The organism is Streptomonospora sp. PA3 (assembly GCF_009728995.1).
GTDB lineage: Bacteria > Actinomycetota > Actinomycetes > Streptosporangiales > Streptosporangiaceae > Streptomonospora.
On the sequence record NZ_VTZW01000009.1, the window covers coordinates 460,392 to 477,315 of the forward strand.

Sequence of the window (16,924 nt, forward strand, 5' to 3'; positions counted from 1 at the left end):
GCAAGCCGCTCGCATTCGCGGCTGTGTGTTTTGGTTTCGGTGCTTTGGGTGATCGAAGGTGCGCGCGACGGTGTGCGTGACGGACCGGGGGCGTGTCAGCTCGTGTAGATCCCGGCGCGTTGGCACAGGACTCGCACGGCGACGTCGCGGGCCAGCGGTGCGAGTTCGGCGCGCACGTCGGCAAGCGGGTCGGCGCTGCCGTGGGCGGGTGGGTGCAGGCTCATCGCCGTGGCCACGCCGGCGGCCAGGGCATCCTGGGCGGCGATACGCTCGGCGAGCTGGTCGGCGGTGGGCGCCCAAACGGCGTGTGAAAGCCCGATTTCCTGGAAGGCCGGGTCGGTCAGGGCGAAGCTGAGGGAGAGCCATCCGCCGCGGTGGCCAGGTGTCGCCACGCTCCAGGAGATGACGCGGTCGGGGTGATCCGCCCGTAGCTGCTCCAGAGCACGGGACTCATGGGAGGCCGGCGGCCAGGACCGTCGACGGCATACTCGATTCGAGCTCTGGGCCCTGGCCGGCTTCCAACCCGTGGTTGGGCCCGGGTCTTCACAAGATTTATAGGCAGGCGCCATTTCAGTACCCGTATCGTCGGCATGCGTTTCTAGGGCGTCGGCTTTGCTCACGTTTTTGCTCTCCCATTTTTCCACGGACTTCGGGAACGCAATGCGAGTAAACGTCAGCTATGACGTCTGGCTAGTCGCGGGGTACATGACCACCAACGTGTGCCGGTCTTCAATGACCTGGCGTACGGCTTCCTGGAGACTCTTCATGCTGGCCAGGTGGCCGAGGTTAGGAACGATTACCACGGCGTCGTCAAGCGTCTCCAGTCGGTTCATCAGATGTGAGAATCCGCTGTTGGCGCTGTCGAAATCCTCGACAAATACACCCAGGAGTACGTAACCGTGCGCCTCGGCGTATTCCCGCATCGCTGAGTCCAGCGACGCGCCGTCGCCATTAGCGGGCCGCATATATCCGACAGCCGTTCGGGTGACCATGTCCGCGCTCCTCGGGGATGGCAGGTGTAACCACTTTGAAGGAGGCATGGCCGAAATCCCACCCATCGCAGATGTGAAGCTGGGCCGCCATCTCTCCCAACGCGGTTGGGAGGTTTGCCACAATGTGCCGGTGGACTACCGTGACGTTCCCCGAAAGCCGAGTGAGGATTGAATGGCCGCACGGAGGCAGAGTCTTCGTAAGAAGCAGCAGGAGCTGGTCCGCCGGCTGCGCCAACAGGGGCGGACGTGGCCGGAGGTAGCCCGGCATATCCAGAGCGACTACCGAGTGAACCCGCGTGTTGCGATGCGCCTCGCCCACGGCTGGAGCCAGCGCCAGGTTGCCGAACAGTGGAACCAACGGTGGCCAGCGGAGCCGAAGACCGACAAGCAGGTGTCTTACTGGGAGCAGTGGCCGGCGGCGACCGGGCACGCTCCCTCGGTTGACGTGCTAGCCCGGCTGTCGGAGTTGTACCAGTGCGCTGTTGCTGACCTGGTGGCGGATATCGGCGACCATCGCGACGCCGATACTGCTCACCGCGCCCGGGTTGACAGCGACGAACTGGCGGCGCTGGCCGCAAGCGATTCACGGCACCAGCGCCTGGCGGAGCTGGCTGAGCACACGCAAAGGATGGACGTCACTGATATTGCGCGAACCGCCCGCGAATGGTCACTCCGACTCGGAGCAGAGGTCGACCTGCGATCCTTCTTCCTCAAAGTGAGTGCCGGGTTGTCGTTGGCCGCGAGCCTGCCAGAGGACGAGTCCGCGATTCCGGAGGCGCCGACGCCCGGAATACCGGATTACACAGGGATCTGGCACAGTCGTTACCTGTACTACTCGAACAAGCGGGAGGCCGAGTTCGCGGGGGAGCATTACATAGTGCTCCGCCAGACTGGCACCTCCCTGCGCGGGCAGAGCTTGCCCCACACCACGGGGTCGCGGCTGGAACTCGACTTGACGATCGACGGCGCGGTGGTTGGGGGGCACTGGTCGGAGCGTACGTCTCCGAGCGGGTATTACCGCGGTGCGCTCTACCAGGGCACGCTGCAGATGCTCATCAGCCCGATGCGGAGTGACATGGCCGGCAAGTGGGTCGGGTTCGGAAAGAACTTTCGGATCAACACAGGGGAGTGGGAGATCGTCTGGGTCGACCACGCGAGCTCGGCGCGTAAGGTTCGTGAGTACCACCTGAGGGTGTGACGAGCACACGGCCGCTACTCTCTCGTGCGGGGCGGTAGCTCAGCCGGTAAGAGCAGCGGACTCATAATCCGTGGGTCGTGGGTTCAAGTCCCACCCGCCCCACTGCTCCGTCATGCGGGTCCTCAGCGGGACCGGTCACCACGGCGACGACGGTAGTACCCGCTGGCACCTCCCGCTGGGCAGCCATGTCGAAGAGGCCAGCGAGCATCTTCGCCACGTAGATCCGCTCCAGCACAATGCCGTGTCTTCGTTCGAAGTCTGCGGCGAACTCGGCCAACTCCGGCGGTCGCTTGGCGAATCCGCCGAAATGGTACCGGGTCTCAATGCGCCAGTTGCCTGTTGGAACCCCTGCCTCGGCTTGCAGGCGAGCGACGTCCTTCGCGAGCGGCTCGCCACCTTTGAGGGCGCTGAAGCCGATGGCAAGGGCACCGGAGCGGGCGCCAGCGGCCACGCCGGCGAGAGTGCCACCGGTTCCCACCGGGCAGCAGATCACGTCATAGGATTCGGTGATCTCGCCGGGGGTGTCCATGGCTCCGAGGACTCCCGCAGCGTTCGACCCGCCCTCAGGTATGACGTAGACGTCGCCGTGTTCGGCGCGCAGTCGGTCCAAGACCTGGGCGGAGTGTTTGCGGCGGTAGGTGGCCCGGTCCATGAACACGAGATGCATGCCGTTGGCTGCGGCCGATTTGAGGGACCAGTTCAAGGGCTTGTCGCCGAGTTCCTCTCCCCGTACCACTCCGATGGTGGCCATCCCCGCCATCCTCCCCGCGGCAGCGACAGCCCGAAGGTGGTTCGAGTAGGCACCCCCGAACGTCAGCAGAGTCGTGTGGTCCCCGCGTGCGGCATCGGCGAGGTTCAACCTCAGCTTTCGCCATTTGTTGCCGGGGACTTCGGGATGGATAAGGTCCTCGCGTTTGAGTAGCAACCGGATGCCGCGGACGCCGAGCCGCTCGTCTTCCAGAACGGTAAGCGGGGAGGGCAATCCGCCTTGGGCTTCCGCGCTTCGGATCATGGTCCAACTCTAGAGTGGTCTGCCCACCGCGCCCAAGCCCGATCACAGCGGCGAACCAAGCTCGCCTCGTGTGACGGGGCGCGCGCTCCCGGCCGGCCACTGCGACGGCCGCCTTCGGCGTAAACAAGCGCAGGCGTCCGTAGATGCTCAACTCCCCGGATGCGCCCGAACGTATCCGCCGATCTGTAGTGCTGCCCTTCACACCGGACTCCCAGCCGCTGCTTATAGTCGACCGCCATCATCGGTCCGCTACCGCGGCCGCCGCCCAGAGGCATCTTCAATTCGCAGGTCACCGTGCTGATCGCTTGCAGCCTGGTTGTATAACATTAGTCCCCTGTTTTGGCTCCCACCAAGATCATTCCTGGTTCGGATGCGTTGACTGCAAAACCGCAGTCGACGCCGAGGGGATGGCCATAAAAGGTCGCATGGGGCCAACAAAACCTCGCCGCCTGAACGGCGTCAACGGCATCGTGCTATCCCTGAGCGCCAATGGGCTGACCCATGGCGATGCCGTGCTCACACGGGAAGGCGCCAGGTGGGCCCCTCCGGCGACCCCAGCCAAACGCGTTGCTCGCTGGGGGTTGCGGTCATGCCGAAGGCCGAGATGTGCGGTCGGCCGGCGGAGCGCCAGGCGGCGGCAGCTTCCTCGACGGCGTCCCACAGCCGCACGGGTCCGTGCTGGGCCACACGCGGGCCCTGGGCGTCGGCGCGCACCCGCGCCTGGGAGCCAGTAACCACATCCCACAGCAGGGTCTCGGCGGCGTTTCCGATGTGTTGAGCGGCGGGCGCGGCGAGCTGGGCCAGGAACCGGCCCGTCCAGTCGTCGAGTAGTTCCGGCCCCACATCGGTGGGATGCTCGTCGGCGCCTGGGGGGAAGAACACCGGGCCGTGGGGCGGGGGTTGGTGGGACCTGGCCATCATGAAAGACCGGTAGCCGGGCAGGAACCGGCCCTGGGCGGTTCCTGCCTCGTCGACTTCCAGCATCACCTGTGCGTTGGCGTCCATCCACCCCGATAGCGTCAGCAGGATCTTGGCTCCGGTATCGACCTGGTAGAGCCAGGGCTGGGGGAGGTAGCGCCAGGAGCAGGTGGCGATGATGCGGTCGTAGTCGGCCCCGGTGTCGGCACCGCCGAAGCCGTCGCCGACCACAAGGCGGGGATGCTGCCCGATCGCATGCAAGGCGCGGCGGGCGCGCTCGGCGACGCGGGGATCGATCTCGACGGAGGTAACCGCCTCGGCACCCAGCCGGTGGCATAGCAGCGCGGTCGAATAGCCGGTTCCGGTGGCGATCTCCAGCACGCTGTGGCCCTCGTGTACGTCGAGGTCTTCTAACATCCCCACCACGAGTCCCGGCAGCGAGGAGGAGGATGTGGGGGCGCCGTCCAATGGCCCCTCGGCTCGGTCGGCCGGGACATCTTCCACCTGCGTCACCCAGGTCCGGTCGGCGTAGGCCATGGCCAGCCAGGCCGGCTCATCGGCGTCGCTGCGACGCACCGGCGTCCACGGCGGCTTGGTCTCGTCGGTCTCGAACCGGAAGACGGCCTGGCCGAGGAACAGTTCGCGCGGGACCGCTTCCACCGCCGCACGCCAAGACGGGGAGCGCAGCAAGCCCTCTGCGGCGAGGCGGTCGGCCAGCTCCCTGCGCAGAGCCGCGGCATCGCTGGTGGTCATCTCCGGCCCTTCTGCAGCAGGTCGGCCAGGGCGTGGGTGATGGGTGCGGTGATGTGGTCAGGAAACCACGACCACTGGCCGTTGGGGTTGCATTCCAGGAAGATCCACTGCCCGGTGCGGTCGAGTGCGAAGTCGAAGACGCCGAAGGACAGGTTGAACCGGGCCAGGTATGCGCGCACGGCTTCGACGACCGGCTTGGGCGTGGCCACGGGGGTGTAGGTGAGGCGGGAGTAGTCCTCGCGCCAGTCCAGGACCGGCGCGCCGTCGATGCGCACGGCGAAGGCCCGGTCTCCTACGGCGGTGAGGCGGATGTCGGCGTCCTTGTCGACGCAGGCCTGGAACAGGTGGGCCGCGCCGGCGACCGAGGCGTCGAGTTCGCTGGGGTCCACGGGGCGCACCCAGATCGCGCGGCCGGTGCCGTCGGGGGCGTGGTACCGGCTGGGCCACAGCGGCTTGTAGACGATGGGGGCGTGGTGGCGGGCGAAGGCGCGTGCGCGGTCGGGCTGATTCGTGATCAGGGTCGGGGGGATCGCCAGCCCGCAGGCAGAGGCCCCGGCGAGCTGAGCGGGCTTGGACTCGGCGTCGCGGTTGCGCCAGGGATGGTTGAGGTAAAGGGCGCCGGGCAGGCACGCCAAGACGCCTCCCAGCCCCCACCGAGACTGGTCGATCACCCATCGGGCGTCCTGGTCGTCCATCCCCGGTGGGGCGGTGTAGGCAGAGGGGCGGCGCCAGTACACCGACCGCACGTTGTCTGCAGGGAGCTCAGTGTGGGCGGGGGTCACGGTCCCGCCGAGTCCGCGAGGGCCCAGCTCCGCAGCCAGATCGAGGGAGTGGGGGAAGTCGTCCGGGTCGAGCCGGACCAGGGGCACGCGGCGTTCATTGAGCACGTCCACGACCAGGTCGGCGGCAGGGTCGTCGGAGGCGGTGACGACCAGGACGACCCCGTCCACAGTCAGTCCTGGACATAGTCGGTGGTGGTGTCGGTGCGGGTCGCTCCGGGGCCCGAACCGTCGCCGCCGACCGGGGTCTGGGATTGGGTCTGCTGGGAGACGTTGGTGCCGTGTTTGCCGGCTTCGAGGGGGCGGCCGGAAGCGTCGAAGTAGCGTCCTGTCTGCGTATGAGGATCCAGTTCCGCGTGAGCGTAGGGCAGCGGCTCGGAGGGCGGGTATGGGGCCATGCGGCCGAGTCCCCACGGGCGCAAATCCTGCGGGTTCCTTTTCATTGGGCACCTTCCTGGCAGAGGCGGGGGCGAGTCGAGAAACGACACGGGCTTGTGTGTCTCTCGGACAAAAGGCGGAGCGCCTCGAGCTGCGCATTTCGGCGGTATCGCGCCTGCTGTAGCGCCTGGTGCGGACGTGAGGCAGGCATAGGCGCCATTTGTGGCGCACCGGTGCGAATCGGATCTGAGGGGGAGACCAGGGCTTGGGGTAGCGCAATTGGTTGCTCGCCCGGCTGGGCCGCTAGTGTCGCCTCCGACAGTCATCAGGTGATCATTTTTCGGTGGACCTCCGCTGTGACCTTTGGAAACGCGGTCGACACCCAGATCGCGGCCGCAATAGGTCTCGGGCGTATCCGAAAACCTCTTGGATCCCGTGGTTCCCCTTGTTAATGTCACTCTTCGAACAGGGTTAGTCACGACCGGGAAGGTTGCGCGTGATCAGCCTGCCGCGTTTTGCGGGGGCGTGTGCCTTGTTGCTGGTGGCTGCATGTAGTTCGCCTTCGGCGCACGCTCCGTCTTCGCCGACACCGAGTGCGCCGCAGGGCGCGCCATCGGCCTCGTCCAGCCCGGAAGAAGAGGCCCTCGCGGCCTACAGGGCCATGTGGGATGTGGTGGTGGAGGCCTCCCATGAGGCCGAGACCGACCCTGCAGAGCTAGAGAAGTACGCCGCCGGCGACGCGGCTGAGCTGATGCGCCAAGGGCTGGAAGGTATCGAACGCCCTTTGCAGGGGGCTCCGACACACGACATCGAGGTCCTTTCGGCTGAGCCCACCGCCGTCGAAATCCGTGATTGCCAGGACGGCTCGCAATGGGTCGAAGAGGGATCGCCGCCTTCCGATGAGAAAAACATCCGGATCGACGCCACCATTACCCGCGACGCATTGTCGTGGCAGGTGACCGACATGCGGAACTGGGGCCCGGAAACATGTTGAGGGGCAGCACTCTGACCCTCCTCACCAGCCTCTTCGTTCTCTCCTCGATGGGAACATCGGTCGCCGACGACAACGGTTTCTACAGCTCGTGGACGTGCGGTGAAAACGGTGGTCCGGGGTGTGATGTGAGTGCGCGGTCGACGGAGACGGCGCCGGGGAGTTCGGGGTCTGCTGGGCGGCCGCGGCCGCAGTCGGGCGGCGGTGGGGTTGCCGCGGCCGGGGACGGCAGCGGGCAGGCGGCGGCTGGTGGTGCGGGGTGTGGTGTGCCCGAGCGGGTCCGGGTGCCTACCGACAGCGGGGCGCCGGCGTGGCAGCCCAACGGAGAGGACTGCGCCACGCTGGCTTCGGGGTCGGCGCCGGAGTCGTCGGGCGGTGCGGCGGTGGATCCGGTGGCGGTGGCCTATGCGCAGCGGGCGTCGATGGAGCTTCCCCGCCCGCGGATGGGCGGCTCGCCCGCGCTGGATACCGACCAGCTGGTGGGGGTGCCCACGTGGCTGTGGGTGGATGCCCAGGGGTGGGAGCCCGTCCGTGCGCGGGCTTCGGTGCCGGGCGGGTGGGTGGAGGTGACCGCTACGCCCACCACCGCGGTGTGGGAGGTGGGGGAGGGGGCGCGGATCGAGTGCGCGGGTCCGGGCACTCCCTATGACCCTGCGGTGCATGATCCCGAGCAGGCCTCTCCCGACTGCGGGCACACCTTCTCCCGCTCCTCGGCCGGGGCGCCCGGTGGGGCGTTCCGGGTGGCGGTGGAGGTGGTCTGGCAGGTGGCGTGGTCCACAAGCGAAGGCGGGGGCGGAGAGCTTGACCCGCTGGCCACCCGGGCGGTGGAGGAGGTGGTGGTCACCGAGTCCCACGGGGTGGTGACTCGAGGCTGAATCCGAACCGCCGCTGGTGAAGCGGCCGGGTGCGGCAACGGTAGCGGGGACGCGCAACAGAAGGGGCGAGTGTTGGTGACGAAAACCCTCTTAGACGACCGGAAAAACACAGAATCTCCGCCCCGGGCGCAGGCCGCGCGGCTGGGCGCGGTGCGGCGGCGCCGCTGGCGCTGGATCAGCGCCGGGGTGTTGCTGATCGCGCTGGGCGCGGGCGCCAACGTCGCGATCGGCATGGGCCAGCAGGAGCAGACGGCGGTGCTGGCCGCCTCGCGGGACCTGCCCGCCGGCCACGTGCTGAGCGAGGAGGACGTGCGCATCGTGCATTGGGATGGGGCCGCGGGCGGTCTTCAGTTGGTCGATGCCCGCTCGGGGCAGGCCATCGGCTCGCGCCTGGCGGTGCCGGTGACCGAAGGCGCCCCGATCACCGAAGGGATGCTGGGGTCGGCGGCGGCCTATCCGCCCGAGGGCCGGGCGATCGTCGCGGCGGCCGTGGGGCCCGGGGTGCTGCCTGGCGCCGCCGAGCAGGGCAGCCCGGTCGCGGTGATCATCACCCCGGCCGCAGCCGGGGCCGCGGGTACCCAAACGGCCCCACCCGCGAGCGCGGAGGCGCAGGGCGAGGAGGGGCGGTCGGTGCCGGCGCGCATCCACCGCGTGCGCCAGGCCGACCCGGCCACCGGCACCTCCACCGTGGTGGAGCTGCTCGTCGATGCGGCCGATGCCGAAGCGGTGGCCCGCGCGGCCGGGCAGGAGCGGCTGCGGCTGGCGGTGGTCTCCCAGGCGGAGGGAGGGCTGTGATGCTGATCGGTGTCTGCTCGCTGGGCGGATCGCCCGGGGCCACCACGCTGGCCCTGGGACTGGCCGCCACCTGGCAGGCCACCGCCGACCAGCCGATCCTGGTCGAGGCCGACGCCGCCGGCGGCGACGTCGCCGCCTGGCGTGGCCGCAGCAGCGAGGTGGGGCTGGTGTCGCTGGCCGCCCAGGCCCGCACGCCCCGCCCGGAGGGCCACAACCTGCTGTGGGAGCACACCCGGCCGCTGCAGGGCGGGGTGGCCGCGGTGCTGGCGCCGGCCGCCCCGCACCGGGCGGCGCCCAGCGTGTGGCAGCTGACCCAGGCGGTGGAGGTGCTGCGCCCACCGCGTTCGGCCATCGTGCTGGATCTGGGGCGCGTGGCGCCGGGCACCTCGGGGGCGTGGCTGGCGGCCCGCACCGATGCCGTCGTGGTGGTGACGGCCACCGAGGTCGCCCAGATCCGCCGCCTGGCCGACTGCACCGAGATCCTGGCCGCTCTGCCCGGGCGCCGCAACGTGCCGCTGGGTCTGGCGGTGGTCGGCGGCGGCGCGAGCACGGCCGAGATCGCCGAGCACACCGGCCTGCAGGTGTGGGGGCGCATCCCGCGCGATGGGGTCGCGGCCGACTACATCGCCGGGCGCCGGCTGGGCCGGGCCGAGCGGATGGCGCGCCGGCCGCTGCTGCTCGCCGCCGCCGCGCTGGGCCGGCGCGCCCACACCGAGCACCAGGCGCGCCAGGAGCAGCTGCGCGAACGTATCGCCGGCGGCCCCGCGGCCGCCCAACCGACCGGAGGTGCCCGATGACGGTTTCGGCGTCGTCCGATCGCACCGCCGAGCTGGTGCGCATGCTGGCCTCCCAGGCCACACGCCGGCTGCAGGAGGCCGCCCGCGCCGATGCGGCGGCCGGGCACGCGCCGGCGGCCGGGGCCGCCCTGCACCAGCGCGCCGAAGAGATCGTCGCCGCCCTGCTGGACGAGCGCGCCCAGCACGAGCTCGCCCAGGGTCGGACGGTGATGCCCGCCGCGACAGAGGAGCAGGTGCGCCGCCAGGTGCTGGCGCGGGTGGCGGGGTTGGGGCCGCTGGAGGCGCTGCTGGCCGATGAGAGCGTGGAGAACATCACCTGCATCGGCGCCGACCGGGTGTGGGTGCGCCGCACCGGCGGGCACCGGCAGGAGCATCCGCCGCTGGCCGACTCCGACGAGGCGCTGGTGGACCTCATCCGCCGCCTGGCCGCCGAGGCCGAGTCCGGGGAGCGCCGGTGGGACGCCTCGGCGCCCATGCTCAACGTCGAACTGCCCGGCGGGGCCCGGTTGAACGCGGTGGTGGCCCTGGCCCGGCGCCCCTCGGTCACCATCCGCCGCCACCCGCTGAGCCATTTGAGCCTGGCGCGGCTGCGCCGCACCGGCATGGTCTGCGACCGGGCCCACGACCTGCTGGCGGCCGCGGTGCGCTCTCGGCGCAACCTCATCATCAGCGGCGCCACCAACGCCGGCAAGACCACCCTGCTGCGGGCGCTGGCCGACCACATCGATCCCGCCGAGCGGCTGGTGACCATCGAGGACACCCTCGAACTCAACCTCGACCGGCTCGATGAGGGCCGGGCCCACCCCGAATGCGTGGCGCTGCAGGGCCGCCCGCCCAACATCGAGGGCCACGGCGCCGTGGAGCTGGCCGATCTGGTGCGCCAGGCCCTGCGCATGAGCCCCGACCGGGTGATCGTCGGCGAGACCCGGGGCCCGGAGACGCTGGCGGTGCTCAACGCGATGAGCATGGGCACCGACGGGTCCATGACCACCATCCACGCCAGCAGCAGCGCCGGGGTGTTTGCCAAGATCGCCGCCTACACCGCCCAGGCGGCCGAGCGCCTCAGCCTGGAGGCCTCCTGCCTGCTGATGGCCGCCGCCTCCCCGCTCATCGTCCACATCGCCAACACCGAGGCCGGGCGGATGGTCACCAGCGTGCGCGAGGTCGTGGGCGCCGATGGCACCCAGGTGGTCTCCAACGAGATCTATGCCCGCGACCCCCAGAGCGGGCAGGTGCGCCCGGCCGATCCGCCCAGCCCGCCCACCGCGGCCGCGCTGCAGCGGGCCGGGTTCGACCCGGCCGCCCTGGTGGGCGACCTCGCCGACTGGGGGTGGGGCCGGTGAGCCCGGAGCTGCTGCTGCGCGGCCTGGCCGGGGCCGCCATCGCCGCCGGACTCCTCCTTGTGGCCGCCGCGGCCGCCGCAGGGGGCTGGGCGCCGGCCCGCGAGCGGCTGGCGCGGCGCGCCCGCACGGCCGGCTTCCGCCGGGCGGTGCCGGCCGCCGGTGCCGGCCTGGTGTTAGCTGTGGCCACCGGGTGGCCGGTGGCCGGGCTGCTGGCCGCGGCCGGGGCGTGGTGGCTGCCGCCGGTGCTGGGCCCCGACCGGGCCACCGCGGCGGCCGTGGCCCGCATCGAGGCGGTGGCCGCCTGGACCGAGATGCTGCGCGACATGATCGCCGGCGCCTCGGGGCTCTCCCACGCCATCGCCACCACCGCCCCGCTGGCCCCCGACCCCATCCGCGCCGAGGTCCACCGCCTGCACCAGGACCTCCAGGCCCGCGACACCACCCCCGAGGAGGCCTTCGCCGCCTTCGCCGAGGCGGTGGCGGTGCCCACCGGCGACCTGGTCGCCATCGCCCTGACCCACGCCCACACCGGCCACACCGGCGACGTGGGCGCGGTGCTGGGCCGCATGGCCGAGGCCGCCCGCGAGCGCGCCGCCTCCCTGCAGCGCATCGCCGCCAGCCGGGCGCGGCTGCGCACCTCGGTGCGCATCATCGTCGCCACCAGCATCGCCTTGGCCCTGGGACTGCTGCTGCTGGATCCGGGCTTCCTCGCCCCCTATGCCGGCCCGGGCGGGCAGCTGGTGCTGGGCGCGGCCGGGGCGATCTGGGCCGCCGCGCTGGTGTGGCTGGAGCGCATGTCGCGCCCGGATTTGGGGCGGCGCCTGCTCACCCCCCGCCCCGCCGCAGTGGAGGTGGGCTGATGCTGACGCTTGTGGTCGCGGGGGCGTGTGTGGGAGCCGGCCTGTGCGCCCTGGCCTGGGGGCTGCGCCGCCCCAGCCTGGGCGAGCGCCTCCACCTGCCCGCCCCGCCCCCGCCCCGTACCGGCCCGCAGGCGGCCCCGCAGCCGGTCCTGGTGCGGTGGGGTAGCGCCGGTGTGGGGCTGATGGCCGCACTCGGGCTGCCCACCCGCCGCATCCGCGCCGACCTGGCGGTGCTGGAGCGCGACCACCACGACTACCTGGCCGAGAAGGCCGTGGCGGCGGCCGCCGCCACGGGCGCACCCCTGCTGCTGGGCACCGCCGCCACCACACTGGCCGACCTGCCCCCGGCCGCGGCCCTGGCGGGCGGCCTGTGCTGCGGCCTGGCCTGCTGGATGGCCCCCGACGCCGCGGTGCGCGCCAACGCCGCCGCCCAGCGCGCCGAACTGGCCTCGGCCGCCAGCGTGCTGGCCGACCTGGTCGTCATCGCCCTGGCCGGGGGCGCCGGCGTCTCCGGTGCCCTGGCGCGCTCGGCCGCGGCCAGCCCCACCCGCGCCTTCCTGCGGATCCGCCTCGCCCTGCACAGCGCCGCCCTGGACCAGACCCCGGCCTGGCAAGCCCTGGCCGACCTGGCCGCCACCACCCGCGTGGCCGAACTGGGTGAGATCGCCGCCTCGCTGCGCATCGCCGGCACCGACGGGGCCCGGGTGCGCGCCTCCCTGGCCGCCAAAGCCGGCGCGCTGCGCGCCCGCGAATCCGCGGCCGCCGAGGCGCGCGCCCAGGCCGCCACCGAGCGGATGAGCCTGCCGGTGATGCTGCTGATCGCCGGATTCCTGCTGCTGATCGGCTACCCCGCCCTGGCGTCGGTGGCCGCCGGATTCACCCCGCACACCTGAGAAATGGGGGAGGACACCGTGTCCCACCTGCATCGCCGCCGCGCCCGGATCCGCCTGCGCCCGCGCCGCAGCGACCGGGGCGACTTCTCCGCCCAGTACATCCTGCTGACCGCCCTGGCGATCAGCGTGGCGCTGACCATCGGCGCGATCCTCACCGACATGCTCGTCTCCGGCGCCGAGTCGCTGGATCTGGGACTCAACCAATGACCCGCCCCCACCGGCCGCGTCGGCTGCGGGGGCGGGGCGATCGGGGCGCGGCCGAGGCGGCCATCAGCCTGGCCGCCACCCTGGTGCTGGTGCTCATCGTGGTGCAGGTCGCGCTGTGGGCCCACGCCCAGCACCGCGCCCAGGCCATCGCCCAGCAGAGCCTGGCCGCGCTGCGCGCCGCCGAGGCCACCCCGGCCACCGCCCGCGCCCGCGCCCAGCAGATCCGCACCGATTTGGGCGGCGCCCTGCTCCACGACGTGGACATCGACCTGCAGCGCGGCCCCACCCGCGCCCGCGTTGTCGTGGCGGCCAGCACCACCGCCCTGCTGCCCGGCTGGACCCCGACGGTGCGGGTGCGGTTGTCGGGCCCCGTCGAACGGGCCGGCACCCCATGAGCCGCGCCCGGAGCCGCCGGTGGCGCGGCCGCGGGGAGCGCGGCGGCGGCGCCGTCGAACTGCTGCTCATCGCCCCCGTGCTGCTGGTGGCCGCGCTGCTGCTGGTGGTGGCCGGCCGCCAGGTCAGCGCCCAGCTGGCCGCCGACCCGGTGGCCCACGCCGCCGCCCGCGCCGCCTCCCTGCAGGACAGCGCCCCCGCGGCCCGCGCCGCCGCCGAGCAGGCCGTGCGCGACACCCTGGCCGGATCCGGGCTGGCCTGCGGCCGGCACCGCCTGCACCTGGACCTGGAGGGGCTGCGCCCCGGCGGCACCGTCACCGCCCGCCTGGTCTGCACCACCCGCATGGACGGGCTGGGCCTGTTCTCCTCCGGGCGGCGCACCATCACCGCCGCGGCGCGCGTGCCCATCGACACCTACCAGGAGGCCCCCCGATGAGTCCCCTGCGCTGCCGCGCCGCACGCCGCCGGGAGGATGCGGGCCAGGCCACCGCCTTCGTCATCGCGATCATGGTCGCCGTGCTGGCGTGTGTGGGGCTGGTGTGGGACGCCGGCGGCATGCTCATCACCCGCGGCCAGGCCGGCACCATCGCCGCCGAAGCCGCCCGCACCGGCGCCCAGCAGCTGGATCTGGCCGCCTTCCGCGCCACCGGCGAGCGCACCCTGGAGCCGGCCGCGGCCGCCCGAGCCGCCCGCACCTACCTCGCCCGGGCCGGCGCCCGGGGCAGCGTGCGCGTCCAGGGCGCCCGGATCACCGTGACCGCGCGGCTGGACTACGACTCGGTCCTGCTGCCCATCGGGGTGCGCACCGCCGCCGCCCAAGCCACCGCCGCCGCACGCGCCCCCACTTGAGACCGGCGGCCAAGACGAGGTAAGCCACCACCCCGGCCGGGCCCGGCGCCCGGCCCCCCGGGGGTTCGCTGGGAGGTTGAGGTGCCCAACTGGGTGCGGACCGCCGCCGCGCTGGCGGCCACCCTGCTGATGCTGGCCGTGCCGCCCGTGGTGCTGCTCGACCTGGGCTGGCCCGCCCTCGGCGGCTACGACGTGGGCTATGTGTGGTTGGCCGTGCGCAGCGCGAGCCTGCCGCCCGCGGTGCTGACCGCGGGATGGGTGGCGGTGGGCTGGGCCGCCTGGGGCGCCTTCGCCGTGCTCACCCTGGCCGACGTGGTGGCCCTGGCGCGCGGGCACGCCCCGCGCCTGACGCCGCTGCGGCTGCTCGCCCTCACCTCGATCTCCACGGTGCTGGCCAGCCCGTCCTCGGCCGGCGCCGTCTCGGCCCCGGCCCCCGCGGAGCAGGCCGCCGCCCCGGCGCCGCAGGACCCGGCCCCCGACGACGAACTGCCGGAGGCCGGCGCCGCGGACGCCCAGGCCCAGCACCGCACGCGAGTGCTTTCCGGGTTCGCGCTGGGCTCGGCGCAGCTCGATACGCGGATGCGGGCCAACCTCGCCCCGCTGACCGACCTGGTCGGCGCCTACCTCGCCCCCCACAGCCGCATCACCGTCACCGGCCACACCGACGCCTCCGGCCCGGCCGACTACAACCGCAAGCTCAGCCGCCAGCGCGCCGAGGCCGTCGCCGAGGTGTTGGGCCGCCACGCCCCCGCGGGCGTCGAGATCACCGTCGCCGCCCGCGGCGAAGACGACCCCCGCTACGAGCAGGACACCCTGGCCCCGCCGGCAGCCCAGCGCCGCGTCGAGATCACCTACACCCTCGCCCCGCCCACCCCCTCCAAACCCGACGACACCGCCCGCCCGTCCACCCCTGACGCCGCTCCCACCTCGGCGCCCGAGGCCGAAGACGGCACCGCCGCGACCGACTGGCCCGCGGCCGCGGTGATCGGCGGTGTGGCCGCCACCTCCGCTGCCCTCGGCGCCGGAGCCGGACGCCTCACCCGCCGCCGCACCCCCGCACCGGCCCCAAACGCCCGCGAACGGGGCGCCCCCGCCCGCCAGGGCGAGCCGCCCCCACCGCGCGCCCACACAGCGCCCCACAACCCCCCGACACCGCAGCGGGCCGGCGACACCGAGGGGGTCCTGGATGCCCAGCACCGGCTGCGCCTGGCCACCACCGCCACCGCAGACCCGGTGCGCCTGCCCACCCGCGGCGGCCTGTGCCTGCAGGGCCGCTGTGCCGAGCACATGGCGGCCGCGCTCGCCCTGGACTGCCTGCAGGAGGAGCACCCGGTGGCTCTCACCGAGGAGCTGGCGCAGCGCCTGGGCCTGGACCGCAGCACGGCGCCCAACCTGCACTGCAGCACCGGAGCCGCCGATCTGCTCCTGCACGCCGAGGCCCACCTGCTGGGCCGGGCCCGCCGCGCCGCCGAAGAGGCCGCCCCGGTCGCCGAGCCCGATCCCGGAGTGCTCGTCGTCCTGGCCGACGCCCCCACCGACCCCGGCGCGCGGACCCGCCTGCGCGCCCTGGCCGCCGAGGCCGGCATCGTGCTGCTCGTGCTGGGCGAGGCCGACCTGGAACGCACGGTGGTCTGCGACCGCGACGACGTCCTGCAGGTCACCGTCGACGCCGAGACCTACCGCCTCGACGACCTCCACGTGCCCACCCTCACCCCACAAGAGGCCGCCCAGCGCCTGGCCGAGCACACCCCCGCACCCGAGCCCGCCGACAGCGGCGACCCGTCACGAGGTGGAGACGCAACAGCCGGCGCCGAAACAACCCCCGCCCCGACCGACGCCGCCGGGCGCGCGGAAGAAGAAAGGCCCGACCCGGCACCCGCCGAGGAGCACACCGCCGCCGATGCCGCGGACCGATCCCAGCCCGGCGAGAACGGCCACCCCGCCGACCAGCCCCCTGGGCCCTCACCGACGCCGCCATCGAGCACCACGACCCAGACGGCCGAGCACCCTGGGCAGCAGCACGCACCGCCGCACCCGGCCGAGCCGGACACCCGCGCACCCGCCGAGACCGTCGGCGCGGATGCCTCGGCCTCGCCCCGCGTGCGGCTGCGCGTCTTCGCGCCCCATCCCGTCGTGCTCACCCCCGACGGCGAGGAGATCGCCACCGGGCTGCGCAGCAGCGCCCGCCTGCTGCTGGGGCTGCTGGCGCTGCGCCGGGCCGACGGCGCCGGCACCGAGGAGATCACCGAACTGCTCGAGACCGACCCCGTGGCTGCCAAAGCCCAACGCACCGCCGCCGTCAGCAACGCCCGCAGCATCATCCGCACCGCCCTGAACCGGCCCCAGGCCGAGGTCATCACCCACCGCGCCGGCCGCTACCGCCTCGACGAGCACACCCTGGCCTGCGACGTATGGGACTTCGACGACGCCCTGGCCGCCGCCCGCACCGCTCAGGACCACGATCGCCTCGGTAACCTGCACGCCGCGCTGGCGCTCTACCGCGCCCCGCTGCTGGGCGAGGTCGACCACCCGCTCATCGAACCCGAACGCGAGAACCGCCGCCGCCTGGCCTCCTCGGCCTGCGTCGAGGCCGCCCATCTCAGCGAGGACACCCCCGCGGCCCTGGAGTGGCTGGAGCGCGCCCGCGGCCTCGACGAGCACAACGAAGCCATCTACCAGGAACTGATGCGCGCCCACGCCCGCAACGACCGCCCCGACGAGGTCACGCGCGTCTACGGCCTCCTCCAACAGGCCCTGGACGCCATCGGCGCCACGCCCAGTCCGGCCAGCACGCGGCTTGTCGAAGAACTCACCTCCCTGGCACCGCGAGGCGAGAAGAAACCGGTACGGCACCGCCCCCGCCGGCGGTGAGACCGTTGACGTCCCGCCCT

The 16,924-nt window shown here is 72.7% G+C and carries 19 protein-coding genes and 1 tRNA gene; 14 read left to right on the top strand and 6 right to left on the bottom strand.

Features of this window, described 5'->3' with window-relative positions; translation table 11 throughout:
- Positions 1-95 precede the first annotated feature (95 nt).
- Positions 96-392 carry a hypothetical protein gene (locus FZ103_RS10400; protein ID WP_156000493.1) on the bottom strand — a complete coding sequence of 99 codons (297 nt, stop codon included), beginning with the start codon at positions 390-392 and terminating at the stop codon, positions 96-98.
- Between the two features lie 285 nt (positions 393-677).
- Positions 678-992 (bottom strand): recombinase family protein, encoded by a 315-nt coding sequence (locus FZ103_RS10405; RefSeq protein WP_156000494.1) that lies wholly within the window; start codon positions 990-992, stop codon positions 678-680.
- 172 nt (positions 993-1,164) lie between these two features.
- On the opposite strand from FZ103_RS10405, the gene FZ103_RS25135 reads away from it, so the two are divergent.
- Together FZ103_RS25135 and FZ103_RS10415 are read left to right on the top strand one after the other, a co-directional pair.
- A complete protein-coding gene (locus FZ103_RS25135; protein WP_222936632.1) occupies positions 1,165-2,190 on the top strand; it encodes a helix-turn-helix domain-containing protein in 1,026 nt (341 codons plus the stop codon).
- A gap of 28 nt (positions 2,191-2,218) precedes the next feature.
- Positions 2,219-2,292, top strand: a tRNA-Ile gene (locus FZ103_RS10415).
- Here FZ103_RS10415 and FZ103_RS10420 read toward each other — a convergent pair.
- The 4 genes from FZ103_RS10420 to tgmA all read right to left on the bottom strand — a co-directional run bounded on the left by FZ103_RS10420 (position 2,252) and on the right by tgmA (position 6,356).
- On the bottom strand, positions 2,252-3,202 hold the full coding sequence (locus FZ103_RS10420; RefSeq protein WP_156000996.1) for a 1-aminocyclopropane-1-carboxylate deaminase/D-cysteine desulfhydrase: 951 nt from the start codon (positions 3,200-3,202) through the stop codon (positions 2,252-2,254). The two genes, FZ103_RS10415 and FZ103_RS10420, sit on opposite strands and share 41 nt — an antisense overlap.
- Positions 3,203-3,718: 516 nt before the next feature.
- Positions 3,719-4,873, bottom strand: a complete 1,155-nt coding sequence (gene tgmC / locus FZ103_RS10425) for an ATP-grasp peptide maturase system methyltransferase (RefSeq protein WP_156000495.1) — start codon at positions 4,871-4,873, stop codon at positions 3,719-3,721.
- Positions 4,870-5,823, bottom strand: coding sequence for an ATP-grasp ribosomal peptide maturase (gene tgmB / locus FZ103_RS10430; RefSeq protein WP_343233466.1), 954 nt, complete (start codon positions 5,821-5,823; stop codon positions 4,870-4,872). The genes tgmC and tgmB overlap by 4 nt, the downstream gene beginning before the upstream one ends.
- Positions 5,824-5,825: 2 nt before the next feature.
- Positions 5,826-6,356: a putative ATP-grasp-modified RiPP gene (gene tgmA, locus FZ103_RS26035; protein WP_343233467.1), complete on the bottom strand. Its 531-nt coding sequence runs from the start codon at positions 6,354-6,356 to the stop codon at positions 5,826-5,828.
- A gap of 170 nt (positions 6,357-6,526) precedes the next feature.
- Between tgmA and FZ103_RS10440 the strand changes: the two genes are divergently transcribed.
- The 12 genes from FZ103_RS10440 to FZ103_RS10495 all read left to right on the top strand — a co-directional run bounded on the left by FZ103_RS10440 (position 6,527) and on the right by FZ103_RS10495 (position 16,904).
- Positions 6,527-7,024: a hypothetical protein gene (locus FZ103_RS10440; RefSeq protein ID WP_156000496.1), complete on the top strand. Its 498-nt coding sequence runs from the start codon at positions 6,527-6,529 to the stop codon at positions 7,022-7,024.
- Between the two features lie 281 nt (positions 7,025-7,305).
- Positions 7,306-7,896 (top strand): hypothetical protein, encoded by a 591-nt coding sequence (locus FZ103_RS10445; RefSeq protein ID WP_156000497.1) that lies wholly within the window; start codon positions 7,306-7,308, stop codon positions 7,894-7,896.
- 186 nt (positions 7,897-8,082) lie between these two features.
- Positions 8,083-8,691 carry an SAF domain-containing protein gene (locus FZ103_RS10450; protein WP_186356090.1) on the top strand — a complete coding sequence of 203 codons (609 nt, stop codon included), beginning with the start codon at positions 8,083-8,085 and terminating at the stop codon, positions 8,689-8,691.
- Complete coding sequence (locus FZ103_RS10455) at positions 8,691-9,488, top strand: hypothetical protein (protein WP_156000499.1); 798 nt, start codon at positions 8,691-8,693, stop codon at positions 9,486-9,488. Before FZ103_RS10450 ends, FZ103_RS10455 begins: the two co-directional genes overlap by 1 nt.
- Positions 9,485-10,831 carry a CpaF family protein gene (locus FZ103_RS10460; protein WP_156000500.1) on the top strand — a complete coding sequence of 449 codons (1,347 nt, stop codon included), beginning with the start codon at positions 9,485-9,487 and terminating at the stop codon, positions 10,829-10,831. The genes FZ103_RS10455 and FZ103_RS10460 overlap by 4 nt, the downstream gene beginning before the upstream one ends.
- Positions 10,828-11,691 carry a type II secretion protein F gene (locus tag FZ103_RS10465; RefSeq protein WP_343233468.1) on the top strand — a complete coding sequence of 288 codons (864 nt, stop codon included), beginning with the start codon at positions 10,828-10,830 and terminating at the stop codon, positions 11,689-11,691. Before FZ103_RS10460 ends, FZ103_RS10465 begins: the two co-directional genes overlap by 4 nt.
- The gene (locus FZ103_RS10470) at positions 11,691-12,584 is read left to right on the top strand and encodes a hypothetical protein (RefSeq protein WP_156000501.1); all 894 of its coding nucleotides are present in this window, start codon (positions 11,691-11,693) and stop codon (positions 12,582-12,584) included. The genes FZ103_RS10465 and FZ103_RS10470 overlap by 1 nt, the downstream gene beginning before the upstream one ends.
- A gap of 18 nt (positions 12,585-12,602) precedes the next feature.
- On the top strand, positions 12,603-12,791 hold the full coding sequence (locus tag FZ103_RS10475) for a hypothetical protein (RefSeq protein ID WP_156000502.1): 189 nt from the start codon (positions 12,603-12,605) through the stop codon (positions 12,789-12,791).
- Positions 12,788-13,186: a hypothetical protein gene (locus tag FZ103_RS10480; protein ID WP_156000503.1), complete on the top strand. Its 399-nt coding sequence runs from the start codon at positions 12,788-12,790 to the stop codon at positions 13,184-13,186. Before FZ103_RS10475 ends, FZ103_RS10480 begins: the two co-directional genes overlap by 4 nt.
- Complete coding sequence (locus FZ103_RS10485) at positions 13,183-13,620, top strand: TadE/TadG family type IV pilus assembly protein (RefSeq protein WP_156000504.1); 438 nt, start codon at positions 13,183-13,185, stop codon at positions 13,618-13,620. The genes FZ103_RS10480 and FZ103_RS10485 overlap by 4 nt, the downstream gene beginning before the upstream one ends.
- Positions 13,617-14,033 carry a pilus assembly protein TadG-related protein gene (locus tag FZ103_RS10490; RefSeq protein ID WP_156000505.1) on the top strand — a complete coding sequence of 139 codons (417 nt, stop codon included), beginning with the start codon at positions 13,617-13,619 and terminating at the stop codon, positions 14,031-14,033. Before FZ103_RS10485 ends, FZ103_RS10490 begins: the two co-directional genes overlap by 4 nt.
- A gap of 81 nt (positions 14,034-14,114) precedes the next feature.
- Positions 14,115-16,904 (top strand): OmpA family protein, encoded by a 2,790-nt coding sequence (locus tag FZ103_RS10495; protein ID WP_156000506.1) that lies wholly within the window; start codon positions 14,115-14,117, stop codon positions 16,902-16,904.
- The last annotated feature ends 20 nt before the right edge of the window (positions 16,905-16,924 follow it).

Excerpts from the sequence above, each read along its gene's own strand:
- FZ103_RS10405 (WP_156000494.1), bottom strand. The coding sequence starts at position 992 with ATGGTCACCCGAACGGCTGTCGGATATATGCGGCCCGCTAATGGCGAC.
- FZ103_RS25135 (WP_222936632.1), top strand. The coding sequence starts at position 1,165 with ATGGCCGCACGGAGGCAGAGTCTTCGTAAGAAGCAGCAGGAGCTGGTC.
- FZ103_RS10420 (WP_156000996.1), bottom strand. The coding sequence starts at position 3,202 with ATGATCCGAAGCGCGGAAGCCCAAGGCGGATTGCCCTCCCCGCTTACC.
- tgmC (WP_156000495.1), bottom strand. The coding sequence starts at position 4,873 with ATGACCACCAGCGATGCCGCGGCTCTGCGCAGGGAGCTGGCCGACCGC.
- tgmA (WP_343233467.1), bottom strand. The coding sequence starts at position 6,356 with ATGACTGTCGGAGGCGACACTAGCGGCCCAGCCGGGCGAGCAACCAAT.
- FZ103_RS10455 (WP_156000499.1), top strand. The coding sequence starts at position 8,691 with ATGCTGATCGGTGTCTGCTCGCTGGGCGGATCGCCCGGGGCCACCACG.
- FZ103_RS10460 (WP_156000500.1), top strand. The coding sequence starts at position 9,485 with ATGACGGTTTCGGCGTCGTCCGATCGCACCGCCGAGCTGGTGCGCATG.
- FZ103_RS10470 (WP_156000501.1), top strand. The coding sequence starts at position 11,691 with ATGCTGACGCTTGTGGTCGCGGGGGCGTGTGTGGGAGCCGGCCTGTGC.
- FZ103_RS10480 (WP_156000503.1), top strand. The coding sequence starts at position 12,788 with ATGACCCGCCCCCACCGGCCGCGTCGGCTGCGGGGGCGGGGCGATCGG.
- FZ103_RS10485 (WP_156000504.1), top strand. The coding sequence starts at position 13,183 with ATGAGCCGCGCCCGGAGCCGCCGGTGGCGCGGCCGCGGGGAGCGCGGC.
- FZ103_RS10490 (WP_156000505.1), top strand. The coding sequence starts at position 13,617 with ATGAGTCCCCTGCGCTGCCGCGCCGCACGCCGCCGGGAGGATGCGGGC.